18 protein-coding genes are annotated in these 20,290 nt (G+C 66.1%); 8 read left to right on the forward strand and 10 right to left on the reverse strand.

Features of this window, described 5'->3' with window-relative positions; genetic code table 11:
• Positions 1–70 precede the first annotated feature (70 nt).
• The 4 genes from ACOOHP_RS08075 to ACOOHP_RS08090 all read left to right on the forward strand — a co-directional run bounded on the left by ACOOHP_RS08075 (position 71) and on the right by ACOOHP_RS08090 (position 3,708).
• On the forward strand, positions 71–1,123 hold the full coding sequence (locus ACOOHP_RS08075; protein WP_420466959.1) for a S1C family serine protease: 1,053 nt from the start codon (positions 71–73) through the stop codon (positions 1,121–1,123).
• 205 nt (positions 1,124–1,328) lie between these two features.
• Complete coding sequence (locus tag ACOOHP_RS08080) at positions 1,329–2,639, forward strand: ammonium transporter (RefSeq protein WP_420465938.1); 1,311 nt, start codon at positions 1,329–1,331, stop codon at positions 2,637–2,639.
• Complete coding sequence (locus tag ACOOHP_RS08085) at positions 2,639–3,328, forward strand: hypothetical protein (protein WP_420465939.1); 690 nt, start codon at positions 2,639–2,641, stop codon at positions 3,326–3,328. Before ACOOHP_RS08080 ends, ACOOHP_RS08085 begins: the two co-directional genes overlap by 1 nt.
• Before the next feature lie 35 nt (positions 3,329–3,363).
• Complete coding sequence (locus ACOOHP_RS08090; RefSeq protein WP_420465940.1) at positions 3,364–3,708, forward strand: MGMT family protein; 345 nt, start codon at positions 3,364–3,366, stop codon at positions 3,706–3,708.
• A gap of 441 nt (positions 3,709–4,149) precedes the next feature.
• On the opposite strand, the gene ACOOHP_RS08095 is transcribed toward ACOOHP_RS08090, so the two are convergent.
• Genes ACOOHP_RS08095 through ACOOHP_RS08110 form a run of 4 tightly spaced genes read right to left on the reverse strand, consistent with a single transcriptional unit; the run spans position 4,150 to position 7,977 of the window.
• The gene (locus tag ACOOHP_RS08095) at positions 4,150–6,204 is read right to left on the reverse strand and encodes a M13 family metallopeptidase (protein ID WP_420465941.1); all 2,055 of its coding nucleotides are present in this window, start codon (positions 6,202–6,204) and stop codon (positions 4,150–4,152) included.
• Between the two features lie 47 nt (positions 6,205–6,251).
• Positions 6,252–6,794 (reverse strand): NUDIX hydrolase, encoded by a 543-nt coding sequence (locus ACOOHP_RS08100; protein ID WP_420465942.1) that lies wholly within the window; start codon positions 6,792–6,794, stop codon positions 6,252–6,254.
• Positions 6,795–7,415 (reverse strand): carbonic anhydrase, encoded by a 621-nt coding sequence (locus tag ACOOHP_RS08105; protein ID WP_420465943.1) that lies wholly within the window; start codon positions 7,413–7,415, stop codon positions 6,795–6,797.
• 10 nt (positions 7,416–7,425) lie between these two features.
• Entirely contained in the window at positions 7,426–7,977 is a 552-nt protein-coding gene (locus ACOOHP_RS08110) for a cytochrome b (RefSeq protein WP_420465944.1), read from the reverse strand.
• 117 nt (positions 7,978–8,094) lie between these two features.
• Here ACOOHP_RS08110 and ACOOHP_RS08115 point away from each other — a divergent pair, with 117 nt between their 5' ends.
• A complete protein-coding gene (locus ACOOHP_RS08115) occupies positions 8,095–9,024 on the forward strand; it encodes a DUF808 domain-containing protein (protein ID WP_420465945.1) in 930 nt (309 codons plus the stop codon).
• 342 nt (positions 9,025–9,366) lie between these two features.
• On the opposite strand, the gene ACOOHP_RS08120 is transcribed toward ACOOHP_RS08115, so the two are convergent.
• A complete protein-coding gene (locus ACOOHP_RS08120) occupies positions 9,367–11,010 on the reverse strand; it encodes a flavin-containing monooxygenase (RefSeq protein ID WP_420465946.1) in 1,644 nt (547 codons plus the stop codon).
• 303 nt (positions 11,011–11,313) lie between these two features.
• Between ACOOHP_RS08120 and ACOOHP_RS08125 the strand changes: the two genes are divergently transcribed.
• Complete coding sequence (locus ACOOHP_RS08125; RefSeq protein WP_420465947.1) at positions 11,314–13,044, forward strand: sigma 54-interacting transcriptional regulator; 1,731 nt, start codon at positions 11,314–11,316, stop codon at positions 13,042–13,044.
• A 235-nt stretch (positions 13,045–13,279) separates the two neighbouring features.
• Here ACOOHP_RS08125 and ACOOHP_RS08130 read toward each other — a convergent pair whose 3' ends face one another.
• Positions 13,280–14,527, reverse strand: coding sequence for an acyl-CoA dehydrogenase family protein (locus ACOOHP_RS08130; RefSeq protein WP_420465948.1), 1,248 nt, complete (start codon positions 14,525–14,527; stop codon positions 13,280–13,282).
• 154 nt (positions 14,528–14,681) lie between these two features.
• On the opposite strand from ACOOHP_RS08130, the gene ACOOHP_RS08135 reads away from it, so the two are divergent.
• Both ACOOHP_RS08135 and ACOOHP_RS08140 read left to right on the forward strand, forming a co-directional pair.
• Positions 14,682–15,629, forward strand: a complete 948-nt coding sequence (locus ACOOHP_RS08135) for a helix-turn-helix domain-containing protein (RefSeq protein WP_420465949.1) — start codon at positions 14,682–14,684, stop codon at positions 15,627–15,629.
• Between the two features lie 163 nt (positions 15,630–15,792).
• Positions 15,793–16,530 (forward strand): Crp/Fnr family transcriptional regulator, encoded by a 738-nt coding sequence (locus ACOOHP_RS08140; RefSeq protein ID WP_420465950.1) that lies wholly within the window; start codon positions 15,793–15,795, stop codon positions 16,528–16,530.
• Positions 16,531–16,846: 316 nt separating this feature from the next.
• Here the strand turns inward: ACOOHP_RS08140 and ACOOHP_RS08145 are convergent, their stop codons facing one another.
• From ACOOHP_RS08145 to ACOOHP_RS08160, 4 genes are all read right to left on the reverse strand, one after another.
• Positions 16,847–18,139 (reverse strand): PQQ-dependent sugar dehydrogenase, encoded by a 1,293-nt coding sequence (locus tag ACOOHP_RS08145; RefSeq protein ID WP_420465951.1) that lies wholly within the window; start codon positions 18,137–18,139, stop codon positions 16,847–16,849.
• Between the two features lie 138 nt (positions 18,140–18,277).
• Positions 18,278–19,153, reverse strand: a complete 876-nt coding sequence (locus ACOOHP_RS08150; RefSeq protein WP_420465952.1) for an OmpA family protein — start codon at positions 19,151–19,153, stop codon at positions 18,278–18,280.
• Positions 19,150–19,578, reverse strand: a complete 429-nt coding sequence (locus ACOOHP_RS08155) for a DUF4398 domain-containing protein (RefSeq protein ID WP_420465953.1) — start codon at positions 19,576–19,578, stop codon at positions 19,150–19,152. The genes ACOOHP_RS08150 and ACOOHP_RS08155 overlap by 4 nt, the downstream gene beginning before the upstream one ends.
• 58 nt (positions 19,579–19,636) lie before the next feature.
• Positions 19,637–20,203 (reverse strand): YSC84-related protein, encoded by a 567-nt coding sequence (locus ACOOHP_RS08160; RefSeq protein WP_420465954.1) that lies wholly within the window; start codon positions 20,201–20,203, stop codon positions 19,637–19,639.
• Between the last annotated feature and the right edge of the window lie 87 nt (positions 20,204–20,290).

Genomic DNA, 20,290 nt, shown 5'->3' on the forward strand with positions numbered 1-20,290 from the left:
CCGGTACCAGCGTGGGCGCATGCTGCCGATGGCCGTGGCCGGCTTTGCCGTGGGCGCTCTGTTTTTCTGGATGGGCCGGCAATCGCAGGACCAGACGCCGGTAGCGTCGACCGTGGTTGCGGAGGCGCGCGCCATTGTGGCGCGTGGCGATCTGAGCGCCGGCGAACAGGCCAATATCGAAGTGTTCCAGCGGGTGTCGCCCTCGGTGGTGAACATCGCCAGCGTCGAACACCTGTCCGGCCTGTTCTCGAGACGGGTGATGGAGGTGCCCCGCGGCACCGGCACCGGCTTCATCTGGGACGCAAACGGCCACGTGGTGACCAACTTCCACGTGATCCAGGGCGGTACCAGCGTGCGGGTAACCCTGGCCGATCAGACCACGCACCCGGCCGAGGTGATCGGTGTGTTCCCCGATCGCGACCTTGCCGTGCTGCGCATCGACGCCAGCGCTGCGCAGTTGCCGCCGATCATGGTCGGGACCAGCAGCGATCTGCGGGTGGGGCAATCGGTGTACGCCATCGGCAATCCCTTCGGCCTGGACCAGACGCTGACCACCGGCATCGTCAGCGCACTCGATCGCGAGATCGATTCGATCACCCGGCGGCCAATCCGCGGCGTGATCCAGACCGATGCGGCGATCAATCCGGGCAACTCCGGCGGCCCGCTGCTGGATTCTGCGGGCCGTCTGATCGGCGTCAACACCGCCATCTACAGTCCCAGCGGCGCCAATGCGGGCATCGGCTTTGCCATTCCGGTGGACGAGGTCAATCGGGTGGTGCCGCGCCTGATCCGCGACGGCCGGCTGGTACGCCCGACCCTGGGCATCTCCGGCGCACCGCCGGATCTGAACCAGGCGCTGGGGCTGCCGCCCGGCGTGGCGATCGTGGCGTTGGAGCCGGGCGGTGCGGCCGAGCGCGCGGGGCTGCAGGCATTTCGTCGCGAGCGCAGTGGTGCCATCGTGGCGGGCGACATCATCACCGCCATCGACGATCAGCCGGTCACCAGCTTCGATACCTTGCTGGATCAGCTGGAACGCCATCAGCCGGGCGATACGGTGGCGCTGACCGTGCGACGCGCCGAGCGCGAGCGAAAGGTCGAGGTCCGGCTCGGGTCACCTGAGTAAGGCCTGTTTGCGCTACGCCGTTCGCCGCCCGCACCGGTGCAGGCGGCGACTCGCCCGAGCCCTTCGTTCCGCGGACCTTCCGCGGCGAGACGCTCGGCGTTCGGGCCGTGGCGCGAACCCATCCATGCACCCAAGCGGGGCGAGCCTGGACGTCTTTGGCCCCCTTCTTGCAGCCGCAGGCCCGACGCCCCTTTTGTGTGCACGAATGAGAACGAAAAACGCGCATCGCCTCCCGACCCTGGCACTGCTGGCGCCCGGATTTCTGCTCGCCACTCCGGCCAGCGCACAGGGCACGCTCGAAGCCCCGGCGGACATCGCCTGGGTGGTCGTGGCGGCGGCCCTGGTGTTCTTCATGCAGGCGGGTTTCGCCCTGTTGGAAGGTGGTCAGTCGCGCGCCAAGAACAGCGTCAACGTGATCATGAAGAACTACGCCGATCTGTGTTTCGGCGTGCTGGCGTACTGGTCGGTCGGTTTCGGCCTGATGTTCGGGGCCAGCGTTGCCGGGTGGTTCGGCGCCAGTCATTTCTTTCCGGAACTCGACACCGGGCCGGATGCGACGTTCTTCTTCTTCCAGGCCATGTTCGCCGCCACCGCAGCCACCATCGTGTCCGGCGCGGTGGCCGAGCGCATGCGCTACAGCGGCTACGTGCTGGCTTCGCTGGTGATTACCGGTCTGATCTATCCGGTGTTCGGCGCCTGGGCCTGGGGCAGCTTCTACAGCGGCGAAGGCTGGTTGCGACAGATGGGCTTCGTCGATTTTGCCGGCTCCACTGTCGTGCATTCGATCGGCGGCTGGTGCGCTCTGGCCGGCATCATGGTGCTGGGTCCGCGCCTCGGGCGCTTTTCCGCATCCGGCGTTGCTCGCCCCATTCCGGGGCATAACCTGCCGCTGATCGCGCTGGGTGGCTTTATCCTATGGCTTGGCTGGTTCGGTTTCAACGGCGGCTCGACCCTGGCGGCCAACGGCGATGTCGGCATCATCAGCGTCAACACCCATCTGGCCGGCTGCGCGGGATTCGTCGGCGCGCAATTGGCGCAGCGCATCCTGCGCCAACCGCTGCTGATGACCACCAGCGTCAACGGCAGCATCGCCGGGCTGGTGTCCATCACCGCCGGCTGCGCCACCATGTCGCCGGGATTCGCCCTGCTCAGCGGTGTTGTCGGCGGGGTGCTGTCGGTGGTCGGGGTGAACCTGCTGGAACGCTTGCGCCTGGACGACGTGGTCGGCGCGGTGTCGGTGCATGGCATCTGTGGCGTGTGGGGCACTCTTGCCGCCGGCCTGTTCTATCGCGGCGATCTGTTCGATCCGGTGCGTGTGGGCATCCAGCTCGTCGGTATTTCCGCCGCCTTCCTGTGGGCCTTCCCGGTGGCTTGGCTCACCTATTGGTTGTTGTCGCGCATCGTCGGCATCCGCGCACCGACCCTGCATGAACAGCGCGGTCTGGACTTCACCGAGCATTACGAGATCGGCTATCCGGAGTTCCAGAAAGACCTGACGCACGGAGGCAAGAACTGATGGCTGCCGACCCGGCGCGCCGCCGCGAGGCGCTCAGGATCGGGTTGCAGGGCCTGAAGCTGCCCGAGTCGCAGGTCCTGGCGGCGCTGAACCTGTGGGACCAGGACTACGCGGTGACGCAGCCGGCAGCGCTGGCCGAATACGTCAAGGATCTTTCGCAGCGCCTGGCCTATTCCATCGAGGAGCGCCACCAGTTGCGCGTGGCGCTGTACGTGGCAATCGCCCGCCACGACGGCCGCATGATTCCCAGCGCGCCACCGCCGATGCCGGCGCCGCGCAACGGCACGCCACCTGCGACGGCCGCCGCGCCGGTGGCCGCGGCCAGACCGCCGTCGCCGCCGGCGTACACCGTTTTCGCGTTCATGGCCGGCGAGATGCTCAAGGCTGTGAACCGCGATGGGCTAGGCTCGGTGGACGATTTCACCCTTGCGCTGGAACAGCATTGCAGCGCACAGCGCCTGCCGGTGGATATGGTGGTGGCGCTCAATCGCTGGTCGCGCCAGGTGGCCGGTCTGGAAACCCTGAGTACGCACCCAGCAGGCGGCTTCGGCGCTGCCATGCACGCCATTTACGCCGCGGCCGCCGAGGCGATCGGGCCGACCGAGGCCGATCGCCAGTTGGCGCGCGCCGTCAACAGTGCCGAGACGCTGCCGGAAGCGCAGGCATTTTCGCCGCGCCGGCTGTTGTAGGCTGTTGCGGGCCCTGTTCCCGCCGTCGTCGTGTCATGCCTCCACTGCCCGTCACCACCGATCAGGCTTACCCGCTGATTTTCGCGGTGGTACGTCGCATCCCGCGCGGCAAGGTGGCCAGCTATGCGCAGGTGGCGTTCGAAGCGGGTCTGCCCGGGCGTGCGCGCCTGGTGGGGCGCGCGCTGGCCGATGCCGGCGACGGCAAGCTGCCGTGGCACCGCGTGGTCAACGCACAAGGTCGCATTGCGCTGCCCAAATCCAGCCTTGATTACGTGGAGCAGCAAACGCGGCTGGTTGCCGAAGGCGTGATCTTTGACGGCGATCGCGTGAGCTTCGCGCGCTACGGCTGGAAGCGCAGCCCGGCGCCGGTGATCGATTGAACCCGCTGAAGCAATTGCCATGGATTGGCGGACGACACGGATCGAAAATCCGCCGCTGGCGCGGGCTGGCCGGGTCACCGGATCGGTTTAGCGACGATCCCCAAGTTGTGCCTAGCCCGCATTTCTCACAGGTGGATCGAGCGATGGCCGTAGGTCGAGGACGTGCAGGGCGCCGGGGTGGAGCGAACCCCATAGTGGTTCTATGGGGTGAGTGAGCCCCAAGCTCTGCGCGCCGCAGACAGGCCAAACGCGCCGAGAATCCTCCGACGGTCTGTTTCTGAAGCAAGCGTGAAGAACGCTGTGAGTATAGAAACTGGCAAGGGATTCTCCGGCGACCTGTGAGAAATGCGGGCTAGATCCGTGCTTGTCGGTGTTCATGTTTATACGTGTCATCCGCGGCCAACGGCCGATGCCAACCTTCCGCTACGTCGCTCCCCGGATCTACCAGATCTTGATCCGCATCTGCGGCGCGGAGTAGAGGCCATCGCCGGGCTGCACGCCGAAAGCTTCGTAGAAGGGCGGCAGATTGGTCACCACACCGTTGCAGCGGAATTCGCTCGGCGAATGCGGGGCGGTCTTGAGCAGGGTGAGCAGGTTTTCTTCTCGGTACAAACGACGCCAGACCTGCGCCCAGCCCATGAAGAAGCGCTGATCAGCGGTCAGACCGTCGATGACCGGCGGCTCGGCGCCCTTGAGCGACAGGTGGTAAGCCTGATGCGCCACGGTGACGCCGCCGAGGTCGGCGATGTTCTCGCCCAGGGTGTAGCGCCCGTTGACCTTGTAACCGGGCACCGGCTCGTAGTCACCGTACTGTGCTGCGAGTTGCGCGCCCAAGGCCTCGAAGCGTTCGCGGTCCTCGGCCGTCCACCACATGCGCAGGCGGCCATCACCGTCGTACTGCGAGCCCTTGTCGTCGAAGCCGTGGCTGATCTCGTGACCGATCACCGCGCCGATGCCGCCGTAGTTGACCGCGTCTTCGGCCTCCACGTTGAAAAACGGCGGTTGCAGAATGGCCGCGGGGAACACGATCTCGTTCTTCTCGGCGTTGTAGTAGGCATTGACCGTTTGCGGGGTCATGCCCCACTCCTGGCGGTCGATGGGGCCGCCGAGCTTGGCGATATTGCGGTCGTACTCGAAGATCGTCGCGCGGCGGCGATTGCCGTAGAGGTCGTCGGCCTTCACGTCCAGACTGGAGTAGTCCCGCCAGCGATCCGGGTAACCGATCTTGTAGGTGAACTTGGACAGCTTTTCGCGGGCCGCGAGCTTGGTCTGCGGACTCATCCAGGTCAGCTCGTCGATGGCGATCGCATAGGCGCGGATCAACTGCTTGACCATGGCTTCCATGCGCCGCTTGGAGTCGGCGGGAAAGTGCCGTTCCACGTAGATCTGTCCCACCGCCTCGCCTAGCGCGCTTTCCACCGCGCTCACGCCGCGCTTCCAGCGCGGACGGTTTTCCTGGATGCCGTTGAGCACGGTACCGAAGAACGCGAAGTCCTCGTCGACGAAAGCAGGTGGCAGGATGTCGGCATCGCTGTGCAGCACCTTCCAGCGCAGCCAGGTCTTCCACTGCGTCAACGGCACGGTCTGCAGCAGCCGGTCCAGGCCTTGCACATAGCTGGGCTGGCTGATCAGTACGGTGTCCAGTTCGCCGTAACCCACCGCTTCCAGATAGGCCGGCCAGTCGATGAAGGCCGCCAGGCCGGCGAGCTTGGCGCGCGGGTACGGGTTGTAGCGTTTGACTGGATCGCGCAGTTCCACCTTGTCCCATTGCAGTCTGGCGATCTGCGTTTCGAGATCGAGGACGGTGTCCGCAGCAGCGTCGGGCCGGTCCAGCTCGGCCAGGGCGAGCATCTTCTCGACGTGGTCGCGGTAGGCCTGGCGCAGCGCGGCGAACTTGTCGTCCTCGATCAGGTAGAAGTCGCGGTTGGGCAGGGTCAGGCCGGCCTGGTAGAGGTCGCCTGCGTAGCGCGTGGGATCCTGTGCGTCCTGATGGACCCAGGACGCCAACGGCATGCCGATGCCCTTGCGATCCAGCTCCGCCATCAACAGCGGCAACCGGCGCGGATCGTCCAACGCGTCGATCGCGGCCCAGTCGCCGTGCAAGGGCGCAAGGCCGCGCGCATCGATGGCGGCCTCGTTCATGTAGGCGGCGTAGTAGTCGCCGACCTTCTGCTCCACGCTGCCGGGTTCTTTGTCGGTACGCGTGGCAAGGGCCTCGACGATGCTGCGCAACTGCGCTTCAGCGGCGTCGGCGAGCTGGGTGAACGCGCCGTAGTTGGACTTGTCGGCGGGGATTTGGGTCCGCGCCAGCCAGCGACCGTTGGTGGCGCGGTAGAGATCGTCCTGCGGACGCACGGCGGGATCGAAGTGACTGCGATCGATCCCCGACTGCGGGGCCGGTGGCAGCGTCGGCGGGCGCCGCTCGACCGGACCGCTGACGACGGCCAGCAGGGTCACCACGGCAAGTCCAACGATGATCGTCAATGCGGGTTTCACCAGCTCGCTCCTGCTACGGGTTCAGGTGTGGCGGCGCGCCTGAGGGCTCAGGGCCGCCGCAGAAAATACAGTGCGATGTAGATGCGCGGGTCGACCATGAGCTCGCGTGTCGCGGCCTGTTCGCCCAGCCAGCGCTCCACGTCCTGCAGTGCCACGCGGTGCACGCGGATGTTCTCGCCGTCCACGCCGCCGCCGTCGCCGACGCGCACCAGGTCGAACACGCGAGTGAAATGGCCGATTTCGTCGGTCATGCCCGCGGCCACCGGCCCGCTGCACAGCACTTGCGTGCGACTGCCGCGATAGCCGGTCTCTTCTTCCAGCTCCCGCAAGGCGCTGGCCTCGGCCGATTCGTCGGCGGTGGCGGCGCTATCGGCGATGATGCCGGCCGGCAGCTCGATCACCTGCCGCTGCAAGGGCAGGCGGTACTGCTCCACCAGCAGCAGCTCCTGTGCGTCGGTCAGCGCCACGATGAATCCGGCGCCGGTGGAACGTCTGCGTTGCGCGTACTCCCAGTGGGCGTGGCGCAGCAATCTGAGGAACTCGCCCTCGTGCAGGACGCGCACCTCGGTCGACGGCACGTTCCTGCTCATCTACGAAACGTCATCCAGAAAATCCACCACGCCGGACTCCAGCGAGTACTCGGCGCCGATGATGCGCAGGCCGCCCTGCGCGCACAGGCGCTCCAGAATCTCCGAACCGTGGCGCAGCTGGTTGACCGACGCGCGCACGTTGGAGCGGATCGCCTGATGCATCAGCGCATCGGGGTCGCGGCTCAGCTCGGTATGCACCAGCGATTCCAGCGCCGGGCGGATGCGTTCGACGATGGCGCGCAGGTTGGGCGAACGCTGCTCGGTCGGCCGCACGATCTCCGACAGGGTCGCCTTGACCGCGCCGCATTGCGTATGCCCCAGCACCACCACCAGCGGCGTGCTGAAGGATTCGGCGGCGAACTCCACGCTGCCGATCTGCGAGGGCGCCACGATGTTGCCGGCGATGCGGATCACGAACAGATCGCCGATGCCCTGATCGAATACCAGTTCGGCCGGCACCCGCGAATCCGAACAGCCCAGCACGATGGCGAACGGATTCTGGCCGGTGACCAGTTCGCGTCGCCGCTCGTGACTGCCGGCGCCGTCAAAGCCGGCGTCACCGGCGGCGAAGCGGAGATTGCCTTCCTGCAGTCGCTGCAGGGCCTGTTGCCAACTCAGCATTGCATCGTCCTCATGGGGTGCGCGCAAACCACATGCGTCGCAGCGTGTTGTCGCGCAACACGTAGTGATGCGCCAATGACACCAGCGCGTGTGCGCCGATCAGGTAGTAGCCGAACTCTCCGACGGTGCCGTGCCAGTACTTGATCCGGTCGCCCAGTGCCTCGTTCGGTTCCAGCAGCGCCGGCAGGGGGATGCCGAACCACGACAACTCGGCGTCCATGGCGCCGAACATGGCCCAACCGGCCAGCGGCATGCCGATCATCAGGCCGTACAGCGCCAGATGCATGAGCTGCGCCGCACGTCGCTGCCATGGCCGCGGCGGCGGCCGTATCGCCGGGGTGGGCGCCCCCAGGCGTGCCAACACGCGTACCGTCACCAGCGCCAGCACCGTGATGCCCAGGGTGAAATGCCAGCCCTTGAGCGCGTCGCGCGGCGCGCTGTCCTTGGGAAAGAACTCGCGCAATTCGATACAGGCGTAAACCGCCACCAGCAGCACCAGCATCAGCCAGTGCAATGCGACCGACAGGGCGCCGTAGGCTTGCTCGTTGTTTCGCCACTGCATGAGGGTAGGGAGGTTCGAACCGGCCTGCAGTCTGTCGTCTTGCACCGCCTGCGGGCAACCATCTGCCTGGCCGCGGCGCGGATTACACTGCGGCTCTTCTCACTTTCGCCCGATGCCATGGCCGCCAGCAGCCTGTTGACCCTGATCGACGACATCGCCTCGATCCTCGACGACGTCGCCGCGATGACCAAGGTCGCGGCGCGCAAGACCGCCGGCGTACTCGGCGACGATCTGGCGCTCAACGCGCAGCAGGTGAGCGGCGTCAACGCCGATCGAGAACTGCCGGTGGTGTGGGCGGTGGCGAAAGGTTCGGCGCTCAACAAGCTGATCCTGGTGCCGGCGGCGCTGGCCATCAGCGCAGTGTTGCCCTGGGCGATCACGCCGCTGCTGATGCTGGGTGGCGCGTTCCTGTGCTACGAGGGGTTTCACAAGATCGCGCACCGCTTTCTGCATCCGCCCGGCGAACCGGAGGCGCACCACGCCGAGCTGATCGAGGCGGTGGCCAATCCGGCGGTGGACATGGTGGCGTTCGAGCGCGACAAGATCCGCGGCGCCATCCGCACCGATTTCATTCTTTCCGCCGAGATCATCGTGATCTCGCTCGGCACGGTGGCCGCAGCCGGCTTTGCGCGCCAGCTCGGCGTGCTCACCGCAATCTCATTGGTGATGACCGTGGGCGTCTACGGACTGGTCGCCGGCATCGTCAAGCTCGATGACGCCGGCCTGTCCCTGAGCCGTGCGCGCGACGCGTTCCGACGCCAGCTCGGACGCGCCATCCTGGTGTTCGCGCCGTGGCTGATGAAGACCCTATCGGTGGTCGGCACCGCTGCCATGTTCATGGTCGGTGGCGGCATCGTGGTGCACGGCATCGCGCCACTGCAAGGGGGCGTCGACGCCGCCGCTGCCGCCGCCGGCGGCATCGTAGGGGCGCTGGTTCCGACCCTGCTCGGCGCGCTCGCCGGCATCGTCGTCGGCGCGCTGTGCGTGGCGGCGGTGATGCTCGGACAGAAGATCGCGAAAGGGTTGCGCGGCGCCGCGAAAGCCTAGCCCGCATTTCTCACAGGGGGATCGAGCGATGGTCGTACGTCGAGGACGTGCAGGGCGCCGGGGTGGAGCGAAACCGATGGTAGCTCCATCGGTTGAGTGAACCCCAAGCCCTGCGCGCCGCAGACAGGCCAGCGCCGATCCAGCCGGAGAATCTTCCGACGGTCTGTTTCCGAAGCAAACACGAGGAGCGTCGTGAGAATGGGAATGGCATGGGATTCTCCGGCGACCTGTGAGAAATGCGGGCTAGCTCGGCCGGTGGCCGCCCTTCACACGAACGGCGCCATCGTGACCGTCGGCGGCGGACACGCCATCCAGTTGGACCGAACCTCGCCGCGAGCGTGATCAGCTCAGCGCGAAACCCTCGTAGCCGCGCGCGACCACCTCCTCGCAGCGGTCCCGGTACGAGCGGAAGCCGCCCAGGTAGGGCAGCACCGCGCGGGGCTTGCCGGGGACGTTGCAGCCGAGGTACCAGGAGTTCGCCTGCGTAAACAGGGTCTGATGGCCGATGTCGTTCACCAGGGTGCTCCAGTCCGATTCGGCCTCCACGGTCGTCTCGATGCTTGCGCACCCGCTACGTTCCAGATCGACGATGGCGCGCGCGATCCAGTCCACGTGGTACTCGTTGCCCAGCACCATGTTGTAGAGCACGGACGGACTCCCTGGGCCGGTGGTGATGAACAGGTTGGGGAAGCCTGCCGTCATCAGGCCGAGGTAGCTGCGCGGCCCGGTACTCCAATGCTCGCTGAGCTTGCGGTTCCCGCGCCCGCGGATGTCGATGTTGAGCAGCGCGCCGGTCATGGCGTCGAAGCCGGTGGCGAAGATGATCACATCGAGTTCGTGCTCGGTCTCGCCCACCTGGAGGCCCTTGGGGGTGATGCCGCGGATGGGCGTGGTCCGCAGGTCCACCAGCTTCACGTTATCGCGGTTGTAGGTCTCGTAATAGCCGGTATCTGCGCACAGCCGCTTGGCGCCGAAGGGATAGCCGCTGGGCACCAGCAGTTCGGCCACGGCGGGGTCGTTGATCTTCTGCCGGATCTTCCGGCGTGCGAATTCCGCCACCGTCTCGTTGGCCACGGGGTCACGCATCAGATCCACATAGCTGCAGTAGAAATACAGGCCGCCGGCTTCCCAGCGACGCTCGTACTCCTGCTCGCGCTCCTCCGGCGTCATGTCCATCGCCTTGCGGGATTCGGGATCGAGCAGCGCGCAGATGCCGACGTCAGAGTCGTGCTCCTTGGCGCGCAGCGCGGCGTAGTTGGCCTTCACCTTGCGCTGGTAGTCCGGATCCATCGGCCGGTTGCCGGCCGGCACGCTGAAGTTGGGGGTGCGCTGGAACACGGTCAGATGCCGGGCCTGCTCGGCGATGATGGGGATGCACTGAATGCCTGAGGAGCCGGTGCCGACAATGCCGACGCGCTGGCCCGAAAAGTCCACCGGCTCCTTGGGCCAGTACGCGGTGTGCAGGATGCGACCCTGAAACGCGGACGCGCCCGGATATTCGATCGGCTTGGGCGCGGACAGGCAGCCGGTGGCCATCACGCAGAAGCGGGCACTGATGCGATCGCCGCGGTCGGTCGCGATCTGCCAGCGCGAACGGGATTCGTCGAACAGCGCCTGCGTCACCCGCGTCGACAGCTGGATGTCGCGACGCAGCTCGAAGCGATCGGCGACATGGTTGATGTAGGCCAGGATCTCCGGCTGCCGCGCGAAGCGCGTGGACCAGGTCCACTCCTGCTGCAGCGCTTCCGAGAACGAGTAGGAGTACTCCAGGCTCTCGATATCGCAGGCCGCACCGGGATAGCGGTTCCAGAACCACGTGCCACCGACGCCGTCGCCGGCTTCGTAGACGCGTGCGCGCAATCCCATGCCACGCAGGCGGTGCAGCATGTAGAGGCCGGCGAAACCGGCGCCGACGATCACCGCGTCGTAGGTCTGCTCGGTCGCGTCGTTGGGCGCGGGCATCGCCTGCTGGACTGGGCTATTCATGTTTCTCCTCCTGAGATCGTGCGTCGAGGCACGGGGTCCGGTCCCGCGTGTAGCGGGGTCCTTAGTGGGAGCGTCGCTCAGAATTCTGCTGCGGCAAGCGCTCTTGTAGCCGTTATTGCAAGGCCCGGGCCATCACCAAGATAGTTATTCAAACTATTGATAGCGATATATATATTGGAGATATCAGATCGAACATATCAGTTTTCTTTGACTGAATTGCAGAAAAAACGGAAACGTCACACGATCTGATTTACTAATATTCTGGAATCGAATTCCTCTCTTTTCCCTCAAGGGCGCGCGCGCATGAGCGATCAAACCCCCAGGCGTCGCCCAGCCCGGGCGGGCAAAACCGCTAATGACGAATCCGCCCGGCAGGCGCGGACCATCGCCGAGCACCTGCGCTTCTCGCCTGACGCCGGCCATATCCAGCTGTTCGGGCAACGGATGCTGCTGATGCACGCCAACGCCTTCGCCGAACTGCGGCGCGAACTGGTCGAGCGCGTGGGCATGGGCAAGGCGCGCGAGCTGCTGATGCGCCTGGGCTACCAGCAGGGTTTCGAGGATGGCCGGCGCCTGCGGGCGCTCTATCCGGACGATCCGGCGCGAGCCCTGGCACTCGGACCGCGGCTGCGCGAGACCGAAGGCTTCGTCGGCATGCGTCCGCAGGACGAGATGCGCTTCGACATCGACCGCGGCGAGTTCTGGGGCGACTTCATCTGGGCGGCGTCGTGGGAGGCCGAGGCGCACGTGCAGCAGATCGGCATCGGCGGCGAGCCGGCCTGCTGGATCATGTCCGGCTACGCCAGCGGCTGCACGACCGCGATCATCGGCATGCCCGTGCACTGGCGCGAGGTCGAATGCGTTGCGATGGGTCACGCGCAGTGCCGCGTCATCGGAAGGCCGCTATCGCAGTGGGAAGACCTGGGCGAGGCCGAGACCGGCTTCCTCAAGATCGACAGCTTCGTGGATGCACCCCCATCGACGCCCGTGGCCACCGCGCTCGATCCGGCCTTTGGCGATTTCGTCGGCGTCTCGCCCGGCTTCAATGCGGTGGCGCACCTGGTCAGACGCGTGGCGCCCACCGACTCCACCGTGCTGTTTCGTGGCGAGAGCGGTGTCGGCAAGGAACGCTTCGCCCGTGCCTTGCACTCGATCAGCCCGCGCTCGAGCAAGCCGATGATCTCCATCAACTGCGCAGCGATCCCACCCGAGCTGGTCGAGGCCGAGCTGTTTGGCGTCGACAAAGGCGCGTTTACCGGCGCGGATCAGACACGCGCGGGCCGCTTCGAGCGCGCCGATGGCGGCACACTGTTCCTCGACGAGATCTCCAGCCTGTCGCTGCCGGCGCAAGGCAAGGTGCTGCGCGCAATCCAGGAACGCGAGATCGAAAGAGTCGGCGGATCGCAGGTGCGCAAGGTCGACGTGCGCATCGTGGCGGCGGCCAACTGCGACCTGCGTGCCGAAATGGAGGCCGGGCGCTTCCGGCCCGACCTGTTCTACCGCCTCAACGTTTTTCCAATCGAGATTCCGCCACTGCGCGAGCGGCGCGAAGACATTCCCTTGCTGGTGTCGCTGTTCGTCGAGCGCTACTCGAAGCGATTCGGCAAGGCGGTTGGGGGCCTGACGCCACGCGCGCATGACGCACTGTGGGACTATCACTGGCCAGGCAATGTGCGCGAGTTGGAGAACATGGTTCAGCGTGCCGTGATCCTTGCCGAAGCCGGTGGCGGCATCGACGTGCAGCACCTGTTTGCCGGTGGCGAGAAGCTGCGCGCTGCGTCATTCAACCTGGGCCCGCATGGCGCGCTGATCCCCAGCGATCCCGGCGCCGGCGAAGGCCCCGACACCAAGCGTCGGCTGGCCCAGGACCTGCTGGAACTGGTGCCCTCGTTCAAGCAGATCGAAGCCCTGCTGGTGGATATTGCGATGGAGCACAACGCGGGCAATGTCTCCGCGGCGGCACGCAGGCTGCAGATGCATCGTGGTCAGCTCGAGTATCGCCTGAAGAAGCGCGCCGCGAACCCGACGGCGTGAGCGCGCCGATGACGCCGCCAGTTTCGAGCCGCACCCGGATCAACGGCGAGCAGGGTTCGGGCAAGAGCACCGCCGCGGCGTTCCTGGGCGACGAGCCGTCCTCCGTACCTGCCCTGCGGGCTGCGCTCACGCAAGGATCACCGGCTGCCCATCGCGAGCCGGTGGAAGGCGGCCGTGTCATGCGGGATGAGTCTAGCTGCAGCCGCGGGCCGCCCTACACCCCTTCAGCGATGAGTTAACGCCCTTCGGCCGAGGCCATCGGCTCGTAGCCGGGTTCGCGGAACTTGCGATGGAGCTGACGGCGGCGCACGCCCATGTTGCCGCCGTCATAGAGCGGGAAGCACAGCGCGTCCTGCATCAGTCCGGCCAGCGGGGTCAGTTCGGTGTAGCTGTCGACGCCGACCAGGCGCATGGCGTCGTAGACCACCTGCACGCACAGTTCGGAGGCGTAGATCTTGGTCATGATGGCGAGCTCGTCGCTCCTGCGATCGGTGACGTCGAGCTGGTGGCAGGCTTTCCAGGTGAGATACCGCGCCGCTTCGATGCGCATCTTCAGGTCCGCGAGCATGTAGCCGACGTTCTGATGTTCGATCACCGGCACGCTGCCGGAGCGTTTGTCGGTCTTGGCGAATTCGAAGGCGACGTCAAAGGCTGCACGCATCACGCCGGTACACGCCGCGCCAATCAGAGCGGCGGTCCACGAAAAGGCGTGCCTGCAAATGGCGCCGCCGTCGCCCGGCTTGCCGAGGATATTGCCGGCCGGTACGCGGACTTCGTTGAAATGGATACGCGGCGATACCACCGCGCGATGGCCCGAGGTGTCCAGGTAGTCCACTACTTCCACCCCCTTGGTAGCGCCAGGCACCACGATGACCGCCAGTGATTCGCTTGGTGGCTTCTTCAGATCGGTGCGGCAGACCACCGTGAGCAGCTGCGAGCCCTTGCCGTCCCAGCCGCTGCCGTTGGTGGTGTAGTGCTTCTTGCCAGTGATGACCCATTCGTTGCCATCGCGCCGCGCCACGGTCTGCACGCCAGCATCCGGGTCGGGGCAGTCGAAGTTGGCGCCCCCGGTGACTTCGGTGAAGGCAAATGCGGCGAGGCGCTCACCCGGGCGTTCCAGAATCTCGCCGATCCACTTGCGCTTCTGCTCGTCGGTGCCGAAGCCGAGGATGGGCTCCATGCCCAGGCCGGTACCGAGCAGGGTGGTGGGCACGTTGATATCCACTGCGGTTAGTTCTTCGGCTGCGAGTGCAAAGTCCAGGGTGGGCATGCCGGTGCCGCCGAATTCGCGTGGGAACAGGGCGTGTACGAAGCCGGCCTCGGCCATCTTTTCGTAGAACGGGAAGGTGGCGAAGAAGCGTCCTTCCGGCCGCGCGATGGGCTCGATGGTCTTGCGCACCTGGCTGAGGACTTCGCGGGCGAATCCGCGGGCGCCGGCCTGCAAGGCCTGCTGTTCGGGGCTGAGGGTGAAGTCGATGGCCATGAGATCTCCTGGTGAGCGTCTGAAAGACGGCGGCGCGGCGGGGTAGCTTGGTACCTGCACTGTAGCTTGCAGCAGCGCGCCGATCGCGGACAATCGCGCACGGCATTTCGACTTATCCGGCAATTTTCCCGCGCCGCGACTCGCGGAGACACCAATGAAAACCTGGGACACCGGCACGTTGGCGCCCACGCAGCAGTTCGGCTACTGGCGCGAGGTGCTGTGCGAGGCCTTCACTGCGCTCGACTCGGTGCCGCAAGCGCCGCGGAACTACCGCAGCACCGTGGTTCTGCACGAACTGGCCGAGGTCAACGCGGTAGAGCTGTCGTCCTTCGCTCAGGAAGTCCGGCGTGGTTCGGCAGAAATCCGTCGTCGGGCGGACGAGTACCTCTTCGCCAATCTGCAGTTGTCCGGCCGCAGTACGGTGGAGCAGGACGGCCGTCGCATCGAAGTCGCGCCCGGCAGCTTCTATCTGGTGGACACCACGCGACCCTATCGCCTGTACTTCACCGAGGATTTCTGCGCGCTGTCGTTTCGGTTGCCTCACGCACAGTTGCTGCCGCGACTGCGTCAGCCTCGCCGATGCACCGCGGTGCGTGTCGACGCCGCGTCCGGCCTGGGCAGTCTTGCGGCGGCGCAGATGCAGGGGCTGATGCGCTGTGCACCGCAGCTCGATGCCGACGCGGCGCAGCGTCTGTCATCAACCCTGGCCGAACTGATTTCAATCTCGGTGAGTGGCACGATCCCCGCGCAGGAACAATCCCGTGACGAACTGCGCCGCGCCTTCCGGCAGATGATCGTCCGCCAAGTGCGTGAGCGCGCAACCGACCCCGGACTGGCGGTGGAGGGTGTAGCCGCACATTTCCGGATCTCGCCGCGTTACCTGCACGGGGTGTTCGCCGAGCACGGCACCAGCTTCACCCAGTTCGTGCTGGAGCACCGGCTGACCCTGGCTACGCAGGCCCTGGGGGATTCGTCTGCAGCCGTGACCGAAGTCGCCCTGGCCTGTGGCTTCGGCGATCCGTCATATTTCGGGCGGGTGTTTCGACGACGCTTCGGCTGCTCGCCGCGGCAGTGGCGGCAATCCGGCTGCCGTCGCGACTGAAATCGCCGCGCAATCCCAGCCTGAAGCCGCAACCTGCGGTTGCCGGCTGTGTGGGATATCCAACGGACGCGCCGCGCATGCCTGTCCCATGCTCAGGCCCCCGGTCGGTGCCAGCGCCTGCCTGGGGCCGTCCCACTGCCTTTTTTGCGCTGCGGGACCAATGATGCCCAAGGCAACTCCGATACCGGTCGTCAATCGTCTGATCGAGGCCTTGCCAAGCAAGGATCGCAAGCGACTGCTCGGTCGTTGCGAGAACGTCGACCTGGTGTTCGGCGACGTCCTGTGCGAGCCGAACCAGCCGCTCCGTCACCTGTATTTTCCGATCACCGGTTTCATTTCCCTGGTGATCAGGGTCGGCGAACATGCGCCGCTGGAGATGGGCCTGATAGGCAACGAGGGCATGCTTGGCGCCACTCTTGTGCTGGGCGTCAACGAGGTGCCGCTGCGCGGCGTCGTGCAGGGTGCCGGCACCGCCCTGCGTGTTGCAGCTCCGGCTTTCCGACGTGAGCTGCGCGGTAGCCCTGCGCTGCAACTGGGCCTCAACCGCTATCTGTACGTGCTGATGGCGCAGTTGGCGCAGACCTCGGCCTGCACCCGTTTTCACGAAGTGGAAGCCAGGCTGGCACGGTGGCTGCTGATGACGCACGACCGCGCACATGCCGATCGCTTTCATCTCACCCACAAATTTCTGGCTGACATGCTGGGCGTGCGCCGCAGCGGTATCACCATCGCCGCCGGCGCTCTGCAGCAGCGCCGACTTATCCAGTACACCCGCGGGGAGATTTCCATCCTCGATCGCATCGGTCTCGAAGGTGCTTCCTGCGAGTGCTATGACGCCGTCATGAAAGACTACGCGAGGCTGATGGTGCCACCGAAATTCGAACCGGGCTCCGTTCGGTAACGGACAGACGCGGTGGCGAACTCCGCTTAGTCTGGACCCTTCGATCCTGTTGGCCTGAATCCGGGCTCTCTCTCCATCGATCGATCCTCCCAGTCCCGTCCCCCCAACGGGATAAGGCGTCGAACCGGATTCAGTTTTATCCCGTTGCTGCGGGTAATCGCACCGACGGGCTTTTTTTGGATGGGTGCGTAGCGGGCCGAGGTTTTCGACGGCATCGCCGCGCAGCTCGGGGCGCAGCGGCAGCGCCTCTTTGCGTCGCGGTGAGGTGAGGTGCCCGGTCTCACCGGGTCAGCGAGCCGGCTTCGCCCGGCGGTTCCTAGTTCGCGGCCGAGGCAATAGCCGGTTCATCAGCGCGCACGCGCCACACCACGCCACCGACGTCATCAGCCACCAGCAGTGCGCCGGTCAGGTCTAGCGTCAAACCCACCGGCCGGCCTTGCGCCTGTCCGTGTTCGTTGAGGAAGCCGCTCAGCAGGTCCACTGGCACCCCGCTGGGCCGGCCGCCGGCGAACGGGATGTGGATGACCTTGTAACCGCCGGAACCATGCTGGCCGACGAACATACCGCCCACAAATGGCGCAGGCAGGCGGCTGGCCGCCGACGATGCCAAGCCCAACGAGACGGTGTGCGCTCCCAACACGTAGTCCGGCATGATCGACCGGACCACGTGCGCCGGTTGCACGCGGTGATCCAGGCGCTGGCCGAGATAGCTGAACGGCCAGTCGTAGAAGCCGCTGTCCTGCACCGAAATGAGGTAATCAGGCACCAAGGCGCTGCCGCTGGCGCCGTACTGATTGATCACCGCCCACAGCGCGCCACCGGTCGGTTCCCAGGCCATGCCGCTCGGATGATGCAACCCCGAGGCGAACAACCGCTGCTTGCCGCTGGCAGTGTCCACCTCCCAGACTGCGGCGTGCCCGTTCCCGGCCGCCGGGTCCGCCTGTGCGCTCGTGCCATCGGCGCCCATCGACACGTACAGACGCCTGCCTGTGATGTCGGTGATCAGGTTTCGCGACCATTGATGGTCGAGCTCGCCGACCGGCAACTGCATCACCATGACCCCGGGGGCGTGAATGGTCATTGCGCCGGGTTCGTACGGAAACCGCAGCACCGCGTCGGAGTTGGCAACGTAAAGCTCGTTGTCCAGCAGAGCCATGCCGAACGGCGAATTCAGGTTGTGCAGCAGCGTCGAGTAGAGATCGGCGACACCGTCACCGTCGGTGTCGCGCAGCAGGGTGATGCGGTTGGCGTTTTGCGCGACCTCGGCATCGAGCGTGATCCGTGCGGAACTCCAGCGACGCTCACGGCTGCGAGGCGCGACTTTGGGCAGAGCGTTGGTTTCGGCCACCAGCACGTCGCCGTTGGGTAGCGCGAGCAGCCAGCGCGGGTGATGCAGCCCGCTGGCAAATGCGACGACGCGCGTGCCCGGCGCGGAGGTCGGCTTTTCGTGGCGCGCCCAGCCCACGATCGGGACGCCATCTGCCGCGGGGACCGGCAGCGCTTGCGATGCCACCGGTTCGGTTTCCGCGCCGGTGCTTGCCGAAAGCGGTGCGCCGACGTTTTCGCTGCATCCGGGCAGCGCCAGCAGCGCAACGGCGATGACCGCCACCGACGAAACTGTCCGACATGGCCGCGCTCCTGTCAGGCGCGCAGCAGCCCCGCCGAGGCGCCGCGGCACCCAACCCGCCGCAGGGCGGGTGGGGTGGGCAGCTTCGGTGCGGTCAGACATCGCGCGCGGCTGGATGGATCAGCTGTTCGAGGCCACCGCCTCGGAGACGATGACTTCGACCCGACGATTCTGCTGGCGACCGGTGCCCGACTCGTTGCCGGAGACCGGCGAACTTTCGCCCATGCCCGAGGCGGTGAGGCGATTCGCCACCACGCCTTGGCCCACGAGGTAGGCCTTTACTGCGTTGGCGCGCAGTTGCGACAGGGTCAAGTTGTAGTCGTCGGCGCCGACGCTGTCGGTATGCCCCTCGATGACCGCGGTGCGATCCGGATATTTCTGAAGGAAGCCGGCGAGCTTGTTCAGGGCGAGCGTGGCCGCGCCAGCACGAACCTGCGATTTGCCGGTGGCGAACAGCACGTCGCCGAGGGTGATGACCAGACCGCGATCCGTGACCTTTGCATTGAGCTCGTCGAGTTGCCGTTGCAGCTCATCGGATTGCTGCTGCGCCAGCACCGTATCCGTTCGCGCAGCGTCCGCCTCGCGACGGGCCACACCGGCGTCCTGGCGTGCCTCGGTGGCGTCGTCTCTGGCCGCGTCAGCTTCCAGCGTACGCGCTGCCAGACGTGCGCTTTCGCGCTCCTCGCCCAGCGCTTCGCGCTGCTCCACCAGCAGGCGGCTCTGTGCCCGCGCCGCGGCGGTGTCGACCTTGCGGTCGGCCATGCCGACCAGGTGACGGCCCAGGGCGTCGTCGTTCTGGACGACTTCTGCCGCCTTCACCGCGCTTTCGGCGTCCTGGAAGTCCAGCGGCGCCAGGCGCACCAGGCGCGGGTCAGACTGCAGTGCGGTCAACTTGCTGCGAACGGCGTCGGCGCCATCAGGCCGGGTGGGATTGGCGGAGCAGGCCACCAACAGCATCAGGGCGGTAACGGTTAGGCCTTGGGTAGTGCGGTTCACTGGCTGACTCCTTCGCGGCGCTGCATTTCCAACTTCAGGGTATCGAGGTTCTTCTGCATTTCTTCATTGACGGTCCGCGCCGCGAGCAGCTCGGAACGGGCCGAGGCCAGTTCGGCGCTGGCGCGCGACTCGTCGGCCAGGCGGGCCGCCACGACCATCTGTTCCTGCTCCACTGCGAGGCGCGCGGCGGTGAGCTTTTCGCGGGCGTCGCTCAGTTCCGGCGAAGACTGATCGGTGATGCGGGCAGTGTCGGCGTTCCCGATGGCCAGTTCGGCCGCCTGCAGCTTTGCCGTGGGTGGCGCCGGCACAGTTGCACAGGCGCTCAGGACGAGTGCTCCTGCAAGACCGAGCACGGCTGCGCGCGCCGCCGTCCAGCGGTGGTGATGGAGTCCGGGTGAATGAGAGGTGGGGAGCGGATGGTTCATCTGGATATTCCTGCTGAAAAAGTGGACGACCGTGAGACTCGGGTATGGCGTCGCGCCACTAGCGCTTGATGCGCGAAATCTTGGTGCCTTCGATGCTCAAGCTGCCCATCAGGCCTTGCTGATCGAAGGTGAAGGCATAGGCATCGTCCTTGAGCGTGGAGGTGCTCAGGTTGCGGGCCACGCCCTCGTTGACCACCACCACGGTGGGGCCGACGCCCAGTTCCCAGCCGTCGGACTTGTCGAGATAGGTCAGCGCCTGGTCGCTCATCAGAAACACCGCGTAGGCGTAGGACTGCGCGCCCGCCTGCAGGCCCCAGGATGCCGAGATGGAGTTGTAATAGCCGGCGACCACAGTGCCTTTCTGCAGCACGCCCTCGCCGTAGGAGCCGCCGAATACTAGGCCGGCCTTGACGATGTTGGGAAACACCAGCACCGCTTTGGCATTCTTGGAAATGGCCAATGCCGCTTCGTTTTTCTGATACAGCGTCTGCAGCGCCTGAGCGGCTTCCGTGTTCAGTTCTTCGGCAGTGGAAGCGGCCTGGGCGATACCGCTGGCGACACCGAGCCACAGTGTCGCAGTGGCGGCCAGTGTCAGCGCGAGCAGGCGTTTGGAGGGGGATTTCATGGGGGTGCTCCGTGGGTACGATCAAACGCGCCGGCGAAGTCGGAGCGCGGTCGATGAACGTCTTCGGGCACTACGAATCCAGCAAAC

This window comes from Panacagrimonas sp., assembly GCF_965216805.1.
GTDB lineage: Bacteria > Pseudomonadota > Gammaproteobacteria > Nevskiales > Nevskiaceae > Panacagrimonas.

Excerpts from the sequence above, each read along its gene's own strand:
- ACOOHP_RS08075 (WP_420466959.1), top strand. The coding sequence starts at position 71 with ATGGGCCGGCAATCGCAGGACCAGACGCCGGTAGCGTCGACCGTGGTT.
- ACOOHP_RS08080 (WP_420465938.1), top strand. The coding sequence starts at position 1,329 with ATGAGAACGAAAAACGCGCATCGCCTCCCGACCCTGGCACTGCTGGCG.
- ACOOHP_RS08085 (WP_420465939.1), top strand. The coding sequence starts at position 2,639 with ATGGCTGCCGACCCGGCGCGCCGCCGCGAGGCGCTCAGGATCGGGTTG.
- ACOOHP_RS08090 (WP_420465940.1), top strand. The coding sequence starts at position 3,364 with ATGCCTCCACTGCCCGTCACCACCGATCAGGCTTACCCGCTGATTTTC.
- ACOOHP_RS08100 (WP_420465942.1), bottom strand. The coding sequence starts at position 6,794 with ATGAGCAGGAACGTGCCGTCGACCGAGGTGCGCGTCCTGCACGAGGGC.
- ACOOHP_RS08105 (WP_420465943.1), bottom strand. The coding sequence starts at position 7,415 with ATGCTGAGTTGGCAACAGGCCCTGCAGCGACTGCAGGAAGGCAATCTC.
- ACOOHP_RS08110 (WP_420465944.1), bottom strand. The coding sequence starts at position 7,977 with ATGCAGTGGCGAAACAACGAGCAAGCCTACGGCGCCCTGTCGGTCGCA.
- ACOOHP_RS08115 (WP_420465945.1), top strand. The coding sequence starts at position 8,095 with ATGGCCGCCAGCAGCCTGTTGACCCTGATCGACGACATCGCCTCGATC.
- ACOOHP_RS08120 (WP_420465946.1), bottom strand. The coding sequence starts at position 11,010 with ATGAATAGCCCAGTCCAGCAGGCGATGCCCGCGCCCAACGACGCGACC.
- ACOOHP_RS08125 (WP_420465947.1), top strand. The coding sequence starts at position 11,314 with ATGAGCGATCAAACCCCCAGGCGTCGCCCAGCCCGGGCGGGCAAAACC.
- ACOOHP_RS08130 (WP_420465948.1), bottom strand. The coding sequence starts at position 14,527 with ATGGCCATCGACTTCACCCTCAGCCCCGAACAGCAGGCCTTGCAGGCC.
- ACOOHP_RS08135 (WP_420465949.1), top strand. The coding sequence starts at position 14,682 with ATGAAAACCTGGGACACCGGCACGTTGGCGCCCACGCAGCAGTTCGGC.
- ACOOHP_RS08140 (WP_420465950.1), top strand. The coding sequence starts at position 15,793 with ATGCCCAAGGCAACTCCGATACCGGTCGTCAATCGTCTGATCGAGGCC.
- ACOOHP_RS08155 (WP_420465953.1), bottom strand. The coding sequence starts at position 19,578 with ATGAACCATCCGCTCCCCACCTCTCATTCACCCGGACTCCATCACCAC.
- ACOOHP_RS08160 (WP_420465954.1), bottom strand. The coding sequence starts at position 20,203 with ATGAAATCCCCCTCCAAACGCCTGCTCGCGCTGACACTGGCCGCCACT.